Annotated in this window: 7 protein-coding genes, 2 tRNA genes and 2 rRNA genes (1 of these 11 running past the window's edge); all 11 read right to left on the bottom strand. The window is 44.4% G+C overall.

Annotated elements, in window-relative coordinates; genetic code table 11:
* A 23S ribosomal RNA gene (locus tag GYO_RS21615) occupies positions 1-798 on the bottom strand (it extends 2,130 nt beyond the left edge of the window).
* 81 nt (positions 799-879) lie between these two features.
* Positions 880-955 (bottom strand) — tRNA-Ala (locus GYO_RS21610).
* Positions 956-966: 11 nt separating this feature from the next.
* Positions 967-1,043, bottom strand: a tRNA-Ile gene (locus tag GYO_RS21605).
* 101 nt (positions 1,044-1,144) lie between these two features.
* A 16S ribosomal RNA gene (locus tag GYO_RS21600) occupies positions 1,145-2,694 on the bottom strand.
* The 16S and 23S rRNA genes sit together here with 2 tRNA genes alongside, the layout of an rRNA operon.
* Before the next feature lie 346 nt (positions 2,695-3,040).
* A complete protein-coding gene (gene gyrA, locus GYO_RS21595; RefSeq protein WP_014112271.1) occupies positions 3,041-5,506 on the bottom strand; it encodes a DNA topoisomerase (ATP-hydrolyzing) subunit A in 2,466 nt (821 codons plus the stop codon).
* Positions 5,507-5,716: 210 nt separating this feature from the next.
* Entirely contained in the window at positions 5,717-7,633 is a 1,917-nt protein-coding gene (gene gyrB, locus GYO_RS21590; protein WP_014112269.1) for a DNA topoisomerase (ATP-hydrolyzing) subunit B, read from the bottom strand.
* Positions 7,634-7,687: 54 nt separating this feature from the next.
* The gene (gene remB, locus GYO_RS21585; RefSeq protein ID WP_003219266.1) at positions 7,688-7,933 is read right to left on the bottom strand and encodes an extracellular matrix regulator RemB; all 246 of its coding nucleotides are present in this window, start codon (positions 7,931-7,933) and stop codon (positions 7,688-7,690) included.
* Between the two features lie 17 nt (positions 7,934-7,950).
* Complete coding sequence (gene recF / locus GYO_RS21580; protein ID WP_014112268.1) at positions 7,951-9,063, bottom strand: DNA replication/repair protein RecF; 1,113 nt, start codon at positions 9,061-9,063, stop codon at positions 7,951-7,953.
* A gap of 15 nt (positions 9,064-9,078) precedes the next feature.
* Positions 9,079-9,294: a ribosome maturation protein RlbA gene (gene rlbA, locus GYO_RS21575; protein ID WP_003219264.1), complete on the bottom strand. Its 216-nt coding sequence runs from the start codon at positions 9,292-9,294 to the stop codon at positions 9,079-9,081.
* A gap of 131 nt (positions 9,295-9,425) precedes the next feature.
* Positions 9,426-10,562, bottom strand: a complete 1,137-nt coding sequence (dnaN, locus tag GYO_RS21570) for a DNA polymerase III subunit beta (protein ID WP_003219263.1) — start codon at positions 10,560-10,562, stop codon at positions 9,426-9,428.
* Positions 10,563-10,751: 189 nt separating this feature from the next.
* Complete coding sequence (gene dnaA, locus GYO_RS21565; RefSeq protein WP_003242674.1) at positions 10,752-12,092, bottom strand: chromosomal replication initiator protein DnaA; 1,341 nt, start codon at positions 12,090-12,092, stop codon at positions 10,752-10,754.
* Positions 12,093-12,500 lie beyond the last annotated feature (408 nt).

Below are 12,500 nucleotides of genomic sequence, written 5' to 3'. Positions count from 1 at the left end.
TTTCAACGTGCGTGGGTTCGGGCCTCCATTCAGTGTTACCTGAACTTCACCCTGGACATGGGTAGATCACCTGGTTTCGGGTCTACGACCACGTACTCATGCGCCCTATTCAGACTCGCTTTCGCTGCGGCTCCGCATCTTCTGCTTAACCTTGCACGGGATCGTAACTCGCCGGTTCATTCTACAAAAGGCACGCCATCACCCGTTAACGGGCTCTGACTACTTGTAGGCACACGGTTTCAGGATCTCTTTCACTCCCCTTCCGGGGTGCTTTTCACCTTTCCCTCACGGTACTGGTTCACTATCGGTCACTAGGGAGTATTTAGCCTTGGGAGATGGTCCTCCCGGATTCCGACGGAATTTCACGTGTTCCGCCGTACTCAGGATCCACTCAGGAGAGAACGAAGTTTTGACTACAGGGCTGTTACCTTCTATGGCGGGCCTTTCCAGACCTCTTCATCTACCTCGTTCTTTTGTAACTCCGTACAGAGTGTCCTACAACCCCAAGAGGCAAGCCTCTTGGTTTGGGCTAATCCCGTTTCGCTCGCCGCTACTCAGGGAATCGCATTTGCTTTCTCTTCCTCCGGGTACTTAGATGTTTCAGTTCCCCGGGTCTGCCTTCTCATATCCTATGAATTCAGATATGGATACCACTCCATTACGAGTGGTGGGTTTCCCCATTCGGAAATCTCCGGATCAAAGCTTGCTTACAGCTCCCCGAAGCATATCGGTGTTCGTCCCGTCCTTCATCGGCTCCTAGTGCCAAGGCATCCACCGTGCGCCCTTTCTAACTTAACCGTTAAAAAGAATCACTATGTGATATCTTGTCTTACTAATTGAATGTGATGTCTACTGTTATCTAGTTTTCAAAGAACACGTTGGTGGAGCCTAGCGGGATCGAACCGCTGACCTCCTGCGTGCAAAGCAGGCGCTCTCCCAGCTGAGCTAAGGCCCCATTATTTAAGATGGTGGGCCTGAGTGGACTCGAACCACCGACCTCACGCTTATCAGGCGTGCGCTCTAACCAGCTGAGCTACAGGCCCATCTTAACTTATTCAAGGAACAAAGTTCCTTCAAAACTAAACAAGACAGGGAACGTTCTGTTTATAAGACCCAAGGTCTTATATTCCGTAAATATCCTTAGAAAGGAGGTGATCCAGCCGCACCTTCCGATACGGCTACCTTGTTACGACTTCACCCCAATCATCTGTCCCACCTTCGGCGGCTGGCTCCTAAAAGGTTACCTCACCGACTTCGGGTGTTACAAACTCTCGTGGTGTGACGGGCGGTGTGTACAAGGCCCGGGAACGTATTCACCGCGGCATGCTGATCCGCGATTACTAGCGATTCCAGCTTCACGCAGTCGAGTTGCAGACTGCGATCCGAACTGAGAACAGATTTGTGGGATTGGCTTAACCTCGCGGTTTCGCTGCCCTTTGTTCTGTCCATTGTAGCACGTGTGTAGCCCAGGTCATAAGGGGCATGATGATTTGACGTCATCCCCACCTTCCTCCGGTTTGTCACCGGCAGTCACCTTAGAGTGCCCAACTGAATGCTGGCAACTAAGATCAAGGGTTGCGCTCGTTGCGGGACTTAACCCAACATCTCACGACACGAGCTGACGACAACCATGCACCACCTGTCACTCTGCCCCCGAAGGGGAAGTCCTATCTCTAGGATTGTCAGAGGATGTCAAGACCTGGTAAGGTTCTTCGCGTTGCTTCGAATTAAACCACATGCTCCACCGCTTGTGCGGGCCCCCGTCAATTCCTTTGAGTTTCAGTCTTGCGACCGTACTCCCCAGGCGGAGTGCTTAATGCGTTAGCTGCAGCACTAAGGGGCGGAAACCCCCTAACACTTAGCACTCATCGTTTACGGCGTGGACTACCAGGGTATCTAATCCTGTTCGCTCCCCACGCTTTCGCTCCTCAGCGTCAGTTACAGACCAGAGAGTCGCCTTCGCCACTGGTGTTCCTCCACATCTCTACGCATTTCACCGCTACACGTGGAATTCCACTCTCCTCTTCTGCACTCAAGTTCCCCAGTTTCCAATGACCCTCCCCGGTTGAGCCGGGGGCTTTCACATCAGACTTAAGAAACCGCCTGCGAGCCCTTTACGCCCAATAATTCCGGACAACGCTTGCCACCTACGTATTACCGCGGCTGCTGGCACGTAGTTAGCCGTGGCTTTCTGGTTAGGTACCGTCAAGGTACCGCCCTATTCGAACGGTACTTGTTCTTCCCTAACAACAGAGCTTTACGATCCGAAAACCTTCATCACTCACGCGGCGTTGCTCCGTCAGACTTTCGTCCATTGCGGAAGATTCCCTACTGCTGCCTCCCGTAGGAGTCTGGGCCGTGTCTCAGTCCCAGTGTGGCCGATCACCCTCTCAGGTCGGCTACGCATCGTTGCCTTGGTGAGCCATTACCTCACCAACTAGCTAATGCGCCGCGGGTCCATCTGTAAGTGGTAGCCGAAGCCACCTTTTATGTTTGAACCATGCGGTTCAAACAAGCATCCGGTATTAGCCCCGGTTTCCCGGAGTTATCCCAGTCTTACAGGCAGGTTACCCACGTGTTACTCACCCGTCCGCCGCTAACATCAGGGAGCAAGCTCCCATCTGTCCGCTCGACTTGCATGTATTAGGCACGCCGCCAGCGTTCGTCCTGAGCCAGGATCAAACTCTCCGATAAAGTGGATCACAGGTTAAGTTCACCGCATCCTGCGGTGACACCTGTGTGACCTGCGTCGTGCAGGCCTTAGTTTGACTGACTACGCACATCGCTGTGCGATTTTATAAAACATGAATTAACAGGTACGTTTTGTCTTGTTTAGTTTTCAAAGAACTTTGTGTGCTCCTCTCGAAGCGACTACTTAATAGTAACATTTTTAGTTAACTAGGTCAATACTTTTTTAAAAAAGTTTTTGCTAGTCATGTTTGTGTCTTTTAAAAGACAACAGAAATGATTATACCATAATCCTTATAACTGTAAAGGGTTATGGCACAAAAAAAGCGCAGCTATTTCAGCTGCGCTTTTCTCACACTTCTTCTTGTGTTTCTTCATTCTCATCTTCTTCGTCTTTCTCTACTAATGCTACTGTAGCAACATGCTCTTCTTCCGCCATTCTGATGAGGCGTACACCTTGAGTGACACGTCCGGTGATTGAGATGTCATTGATGTCCATTCTAATGAGTACGCCGCTGGCCGTAATAATCATTAGATCCTCTTCACCTTTAGTAGCTTTTACTGTTACTAATTGGCCGTTGTTCTCGGTGATTTTCGCTGTTTTGAGTCCTTTTCCGCCCCGGCTTTGGGTTCTGTACTCTTCAGCCGGAGTTCGTTTTCCGTAACCTTTTTCAGTTACGATAAGGACATGTGATTCTTCCTCTAATATCTCCATGCCGACAACAACGTCGTTATCGGTCAGGGTGATGCCTTTTACGCCTGCCGCAGTTCTTCCCATTTCCCGGACATCTGTTTCAGGGAAACGGATCAGCAATCCATTTTTCGTTCCGATGATCATTTGTTTTGTACCGTCAGTCAGACGTACACCCATCAATTCATCATCCTCACGTAGACTAAGAGCGATTAGGCCATTGTTGCGGATATTAGCAAACTGAGACAGTGAAGTTCGTTTTGAAACCCCGTGCTTTGTTGTGAAGAAAAGGTAAAGCTCCGCATTGAATTCAGTGACTGGAATAATTGCGTTAATCCATTCACCCTTTTCTACCTCCAGCAGGTTAATAATCGGGATTCCTTTTGCTGTTCTGCCGTATTCAGGGATTTCATACCCTTTTGCACGATACACTTTCCCTTTGTTCGAGAAGAAGAGAATCGTGTCATGAGTTGACGTAGATATTAAATGCTCAACGAAATCATCTTCGTTTGTTCCCATTCCCTGTACACCTTTTCCGCCTCGTTTTTGACTGCGGTAAGTTGATGCAGGAAGACGTTTGATGTACCCGTTGTGTGTCAGAGTGACGACGATATTTTCTCTCTCAATAAGATCTTCATCTTCAATTGTTTCTAGTCCAGAAGTGACGATCTCCGTGCGTCTTTCATCGTTGAAACGCTCTTTGATTTCAGTGAGTTCTTCACGGATGATCTCAAGCACTTTATATTCATTTGCCAAAATGTCTTTTAGCTCTGCAATTAATTTAACAAGAGATTGGTATTCTTCTTCGATCTTTTCACGTTCTAGTCCTGTTAAACGCTGCAGCCTCATATCGAGGATCGCTTGTGCTTGCTTCTCTGTCAGTGAGAATTGTTCAATTAGACCTGTTCTCGCTATTTCAGCCGTTTGAGAATTACGGATAAGAGAAATAACTGCATCGAGATGATCGAGAGCAATTCTCAAACCTTCCAAGATATGAGCTCTCGCTTCCGCTTTACGCAATTCATATGCTGTACGGCGTCTGATGACGACTTTTTGATGGTCAAGGTAATGCTCTAGGCATTGCTTTAGATTTAAAACTTTCGGCTGACCGTCAACAAGCGCAAGCAGGTTGATACCAAAAGATGTTTGTAGCGCAGTTTGTTTGTATAGGTTATTTAGAATAACATTTGCATTGGCATCGCGTCTGATTTCAATGACAATTCTCATACCTGTACGATCTGACTCATCACGCAGATCTGTGATGCCCTCTATCTTTTTGTCCCTAACGAGATCAGCAATTTTCTCGATTAATTTCGCCTTATTTACTTGGTAAGGTAACTCTGTAACGATAATTCTTTCTTTACCTGAAGATGTTTGTTCGATCTCAGCTTTTGCCCGAATCGTAATAGAGCCTCGGCCAGATTCGTATGCTTTCCGGATACCGCTGCGTCCCAAGATTTGACCCGCAGTCGGGAAATCAGGCCCTGGAATGACTTCCATCAGCTCAGGGATTGTAATGTCCGGGTTCTCACTGACAGCAAGTACACCGTCAATGATTTCCCCAAGCTGGTGCGGAGGGATGTTTGTTGCCATACCTACCGCAATACCGGCAGCACCGTTCACGAGCAGATTCGGGAACCTTGAAGGCATAACGACGGGTTCTCTTTCTGACCCATCATAGTTGTCCTGATAATCGATTGTGTCTTTTGTGATATCTCGAAGAATTTCCATCGAGATCTTAGACATTCTTGCTTCTGTATAACGCATGGCAGCCGCTGAGTCTCCGTCAACAGAACCGAAGTTCCCGTGACCGTCAACGAGCATGTAACGGTAGTTAAAATCCTGCGCCATTCTGACCATGGATTCATATACCGCTGAATCACCGTGCGGGTGGTATTTCCCGATAACTTCTCCGACGATACGCGCGGATTTTTTATATGGCTTGTCACTCGTCATGCCCAAATCATTCATTGCATACAAAATCCGTCTGTGAACCGGTTTTAAACCGTCACGTACATCTGGAAGAGCACGGGACACAATAACGCTCATTGCATAATCCAAGAAGGACGTACGCATTTCCTGACTGATATTTATTTCACGAACTTGTGGTGTGTTTTGTTCACTCATTAAAAAACCTCCCTGAAGTATCACATGAAATATGTGGGAGTAGATTGTCCATTATGACCTTCAATACGATTTCACTATTCTCCATTATATCAATAAACTTATGATTATACACATTAAATTGCTAGAATATATAGGTATTGCAAGCATTACTGCAGCTGATCTTGTTCAGAAAAAAGCCTTATTTCTAATTGGAAATAAGGCTTTTTATGATTAGATGTCAAGATTTTTAACGTATCTCGCATTCGCTTCTATGAAGTTTCGGCGCGGTTCTACTTTGTCGCCCATCAGCATTTCAAATGTCTCATCCGCATCCATAGCATCTTCAAGAGTTACCTGAAGAAGTGTTCTAGAGCTAGGGTCCATGGTTGTTTCCCATAGCTGGGTGGCATTCATTTCACCAAGACCTTTATAACGCTGCAATCCCGGCTTAGGCGTTTGGGGCAGCGTTTTTAACAGATCTTCAAGCTCCTTGTCATTGTATGCATATTCAACACGTTTCCCCTGTTGAACCTTATAGAGCGGCGGTTGCGCAATGTACACGTAGCCATTTTCGATAATTTGGCGCATATATCTGTAAAAGAACGTTAACAACAGTGTTCTGATATGCGCGCCGTCAACGTCGGCATCTGTCATAATGACAACTTTGTGGTAACGGGCTTTCTCCAGGTTGAAATCTTCCCCGATACCTGTGCCGAGCGCTGTAATCATAGAGCGAACTTCGTTGTTAGAAAGGATTTTATCCAGTCTGGCTTTTTCAACGTTCAGGATTTTACCTCTAAGCGGCAAAATGGCTTGGAAATGTCTGTCGCGGCCCTGTTTAGCAGATCCTCCGGCAGAGTCACCCTCTACGATATACAACTCGGAGATGCTCGGGTCTTTTGAAGAGCAGTCCGCTAACTTACCGGGAAGGTTTGAAATTTCCAAAGCACTCTTGCGGCGTGTTAATTCACGGGCTTTTTTCGCAGCCATTCTTGCTCTTGCCGCCATTAAACCTTTATCGACAATTTTTTTGGCCGCGTCTGGATTTTCCAGCATAAATGTTTCCATTGCCGTAGAAAATAACGTATCGGTGATCGTCCGCGCTTCTGAGTTGCCTAGCTTTGTTTTTGTTTGGCCCTCAAACTGCGGATCAGGGTGTTTGATTGAAATAATCGCGGTCAGCCCTTCTCTTACGTCATCTCCGCTTAGGTTTGGATCATTTTCTTTAATAAGCCCTTTTTTTCTGGCGTAATCGTTGATAACACGAGTCAGACCCGTTTTAAAGCCCGCTTCGTGGGTACCGCCTTCATACGTGTTAATGTTATTTGTAAATGAGTAAATGTTGCTTGTGTAGCTGTCATTGTATTGTAAAGCAACTTCAACCGTAATGCCGTCCTTTTCGCCTTCAATGTAAATCGGCTCTTCATGGACAACTTCTTTAGATCGGTTTAAATACTCTACATAACTTTTAATTCCGCCTTCGTAATGGTACTCATTTTTGCGCTCTTGTCCTTCACGTTTATCTTCAATCGTGATGTTTACGCCTTTTGTCAAAAAGGCTAATTCGCGCACGCGGTTCGCAAGCAGATCATAATCATACTCAGTTGTTTCTGTGAAAATCTCAGGATCAGGGACAAAATGTGTCGTCGTTCCTGTATGATCTGTTTCGCCAATGATTTCAAGGTCTGAAACCGGAACTCCGCGTTTATAGGTTTGACGGTGGATTTTACCGTCACGGTGTACCGTCACCACAAGCTCGGTTGAAAGCGCGTTTACGACTGACGCACCTACACCGTGCAATCCTCCAGACACTTTATAACCGCTTCCGTCAAATTTTCCTCCAGCATGAAGCACCGTCATAATGACTTCTACCGCAGGACGGCCCATTTTTTCATGAATACCGACTGGAATACCGCGGCCATTATCTATCACCGTGATGCTGTTGTCTTTCTCGATTTGGATATTGATATCCGTACAATAACCGGCGAGGGCTTCGTCAATACTATTGTCGACAATTTCCCATACCAGGTGGTGAAGGCCTTTGCTGTTTGTTGAACCGATATACATCCCTGGTCTTTTACGAACAGCTTCCAATCCCTCTAGTACCTGTATCTGATTTTCATCATAACTGTTTTGCTGCTGTTCCATAGCCACGTCATTCACCTACACTTTTCTAAACGATATATTCGTGATAAAAAATTTCTAAGAATCTATTTCAAACATAAATTGCGCACGTTTTTTTAATGTGCTGGAAGATAAGGGAGAGTAATATATATTCTGAACCGTGACTACGATAGATTTGGGCGTGCCGTTTACGGAAGGCACCACCTTGTGTTTCTGTTTTTTCAGAAATTCTTCAACAATAGGCGACATGTTGGCTTTAAAGTCAAAAATGCCGACAATATCTCGTGTTGAAACCACAAAGTCATCACCTAAATGAATATACAATTGCCCACCTCATTTCTTCACTTCACTAACGCACCATTTTGCACACGGAACATTCCTGCTTGACGTAAGGTTTCGTGATCAATGCCATCAACGCTTGTCGTTGTGACAAACGTTTGTACACGGCCTTGGATCGTATGAAGCAAGTGTGACTGGCGATAATCGTCCAGTTCACTCAGTACATCATCCAATAGTAAAATGGGGTATTCTCCGATTTCTTCATGGATCAGGTCAATCTCCGCCAGCTTAAGAGACAATGCCGTCGTTCGCTGCTGTCCTTGAGAACCATACGTCTGCACATCGCGTCCGTTCACATAGAAAAGAACATCGTCACGATGAGGCCCTGACAGCGTAACACCGCGCTCAATTTCTTTTTCTCTTAATTTAGAAAACGCTTCTTGATAGCTATCTCCTATTTTCGACAAGTCTTTAGGATCTGATACCTCAAGAGCCGTATGGTACTTCAGGGTCAGCTCTTCAAGCCCTCTTGAGATGCCCGCATGGATAGGCTGAGCCCATTTTTCGAGCTGCGCTGTAAATTGCAGGCGTTTTACGACGACTTTTGCTGCAACTTCTACAAGCTGATCGGTCAAAACATCGAGCATCGTTCTGTCAGTTTGTTTTCTTGTTTGCAGCTGCTTCAAAAAATGATTTCGCTGCGAGAGGATTTTCTGGTAAAGAGAAAGGTCATGCAGGTAAACAGGAGAAACCTGTCCGATTTCCATGTCAAGAAACCGCCTTCTCACTTGAGGGCTTCCCTTTACAAGATTTAAATCTTCCGGCGCGAACATAATGGTGTTGAGGGCCCCGACATACTGGCTGAGCTTTTGCTGTTCAATATGATTGACCTTGCCCTTTTTACCCTTTTTGGAGATGACGAGCTGCATCGGGATCGCCCCGTTTTGCTTCATCACTCTTCCCTCTATTTTAGCATAGTCTTTGTCCCACCGTATAAGTTCTTTGTCATTTGACGTCCTGTGCGATTTCGCCATGGATAAGACATAGATCGCCTCCATGAGATTTGTTTTCCCCTGGGCGTTTTCTCCGATGATCACATTTACTTTATTTTCAAATTGAAGTTCAGCATGGTCGTAGTTGCGGTAAGATGTCAGTTCTAAGTTCTGGATATACAATCAGTGTCACCCGCTTTAATTGACGACTTGAAATGAACCAAATCCTTCAATCTCTACCACATCTCCAACATACAGCTTTCTGCCGCGGCGGTTGTCCGGCTCGTTGTTCACAAGCACTTCATGCTCGCTTAAAAACCACTTCGCCATACCGCCTGACTGAATGACATCGGCTAATTTCAAGAATTGTCCGAGTGTAATCATCTCTGTATCAATTGAAATCGGATTTGCCATTATATCGACCTCTTTCAAATATCACTAATATCTAATTGTACTAAAAAAAAACGAATTAGGGAAAGGGAAAACTTGTCGGAGCAGATACCGAATAGAAAAGCTGCCGAAAGGGTCGGCAGCAGTGTATCGGATTAATAGGTTCTGACAGGAAGGATAAGCTGTACAATCGTTTCATCATTCGGTGTGCGAATTAAGAAAGGTCTCATTGCGCCTGTAAAGCTTACCCGTATTTCTGCTCCTTCAAGCACCTTTAGTGCATCCAGCATATATTTTGGACTAAATGAGATATTTAATTCCTCACCTTCGATCTGATCAGCAAGAATCGCTTCAACAACTTTTCCAATTTCAGGTGAGTTGGAAGAAATCTCAATCGATTCAGCCGGTTTTGCAGACAGCTTCACCACGTTGTTGCGTCCCTCTCTGGCTAAAAGAGATGCACGATCAATTGCCTGAAGGAATTCTTTTGTGTTCACAATGATTTCTGTTTTGCTTTCTTGCGGAATCAGGCTGGTTGTATCCGGATAATTTCCGTCCAGAAGCCGCGAGAAGAATAAAACATTTTTCGCTTTAAACAGAACTTGGGTTTCTGTGATTACGATATCTACAAGTTCCTGATTGTCATCCAAAATCTTGCTGAGTTCAGTTAAGCTTTTTCCCGGAATCACGACGTTATAAGATCTGTCTTCTGGAATATCAAGTTTCGCTTTTCTTAAAGCAAGACGGTGGCTATCCGTCGCAGTGCATAATAATTCACTTTGCTCCACTTTCCAGTTTACACCTGTCAAGATAGGGCGTGTTTCTGAGGTGGACACCGCGAATACTGTTTGTCTGATTAGATTTTTTAACAAGTCAGTTGGAATTTGAATCGCGTGATGCTCTTCGATCTGCGGCAAGTGCGGGTACTCATCAGCATCCAGACCGTTTAGATTAAATTCAGCTTTGCCAGAACGGATAATCGTCAAATACTGGTTCTGCACTTCGATTTCTACAGTTGCCATCGGCAGTTTTTTTACAATCTCACTAAAGAAGCGGGCTTGTAAAACGATGCTTCCAGGCTGTTCTATTGTGACGATCTCCTTATCTCCTTCTTCTTTTGGAATGAAGGATTCAATTGAAATATCTGAATCGCTTCCTGTAAAGGATACGCCATCATCTGATGCAACGATTTTAATACCAGTCAGAATGGGAATCGTAGTTCTGGATGAAACTGCTTTTAATACATCTTGGACACTTTCAACAAGACGATCTTTTTGAATCGTGAATTTCATTTTTATCCTCCTAACGGATAATGTATTAATATATATATTTTTAAAAAAATAGTAGAAGTAATAGTAGGGCTTGTGGATTTGTGGATAAGTTGTGAAAAAGACAGGAAACACAGCCTATCCACATGTGGACAGACTGTGTATGACTTCTGAAAAGTTATTCACACTTTCCCCGATTAATCCCCGGTCCTGCTATTTAAGCTGTTCTTTAATTTCTTTTACATGCTGCTGAAGCTGTTCATCGTCTGCCAGCAGTTTTGAAATTTTTTCATGCGCATGAATAACGGTCGTATGGTCACGGCCTCCAAACTCTTCCCCGATTTTAGGAAGAGAGGAATCAGTCATTTCCCTTGATAAGTACATGGCGATTTGTCGCGGGAAAGCTACTGATTTTGTCCGTTTTTTTGCTTTGAAATCCTCGAGTTTAATATTAAATTGCTGACCTACTACCCTCTGAATTTCTTTTATCGTAATGACTTTCGGTTTTGAAGAAGGAATAATATCTTTCAACGCCTCAGCGGCCAGATCAGCATTAATATCTTTATTAATTAAAGATGAGTAAGCAACAACTCTGATTAATGCTCCTTCAAGTTCCCGAATATTGCTGTCGATTTGATTTGCGATATAAAGCATAACCTCGTTCGGAATATCGAGGCCCTCCGCTTTGGCTTTTTTTCGTAAAATCGCAATTCTCGTTTCCAAATCTGGCGGCGTGATATCCGTAATCAGGCCCCATTCAAAACGTGAACGCAATCTGTCTTCAAGTGTCGGAATTTCTTTTGGAGGTCTGTCACTTGAAATGACGATTTGTTTGCTTTCTTCGTGCAATGTGTTAAATGTATGGAAAAATTCTTCCTGGGTTTGTTCTTTCCCCGCTAAAAATTGAATATCATCTATCAAAAGCACATCAACATTTCGATAGCGATTGCGGAAGTCGACGGCTTTATTATCTCGGATAGAGTTGATGAATTCGTTTGTAAATTTCTCAGAAGACAGATAAACCACTTTGGCAGAAGGATTATGATCTATTACATAATGGCCGATCGCATGCATTAAGTGTGTTTTCCCTAAGCCGACGCCCCCATAGATAAATAAAGGGTTGTAAGCTTTCGCGGGTGCTTCCGCTACTGCGAGGGAAGCAGCGTGTGCAAATCGGTTTCCAGATCCGATGACAAAAGTATCAAAAGTATATTTTGGATTGAGCATATTTTGAGGAAAATCAGATGTATCTTCTTTGACCGCTTTTTTGACTTGCGGCTTCGGCATAAAGTCCTCAACATCTTGATTTTGAGGAATGACAAACTTAATGCTCAATTCTTCCCCGGTTAATTCATATATAGTATCTGCAATCAGATGCAAGTATCTGGACTCCAGCCAGTCTCTGGCAAATTCATTGGGAGCCGTGATCGTTAATGTATCTCCTTGCAGTGAGTGGGCTTTGGTTGACTTCATCCAAGTCTCAAAACTCGGTTTGCTCAACTTTTTTTCGATTTGAGCAAGGGCTTGGTTCCACAGGTCTAATATATTTTCCATCTTCCGGCACGTCCCTCCTTTTCATAGAAAATGGCGTCTTTCTCTGTTATAGAACACAAAAAAAGAGCAAATGGCGCTTACCATTCGTACACATTAAATGTTGAAAACATATAATATAGTAGATAAATAGCTTTTCGACAAATTTCACAACTTGTGGACAACCTTCTACACAAGCTGTGTGAAATCAATCCACAACTTATCCACACTTTGTGGATAAGGAGTAAAGGTAAGATTAGTAATCAAGAGTTAAAACACAAATATAATACCAAATTAAACGAGAGCTTGCAATGGTTGTCACAATCTTATCCACAAAGCGGACAACCTGTTGAAAAAATCTTGTCCACAGGGGTTGGTAATGTGAAAATGTTGTCGATAACCAATGTGGATATTAAAAAAGAGCTAAAAAGA

The organism is Bacillus spizizenii TU-B-10 (genome assembly GCF_000227465.1).
Classification (GTDB): domain Bacteria; phylum Bacillota; class Bacilli; order Bacillales; family Bacillaceae; genus Bacillus; species Bacillus spizizenii.
The sequence above is the reverse complement of the archived record's forward strand: the minus strand, read 5'-3'. Positions and strand labels throughout refer to the sequence as shown.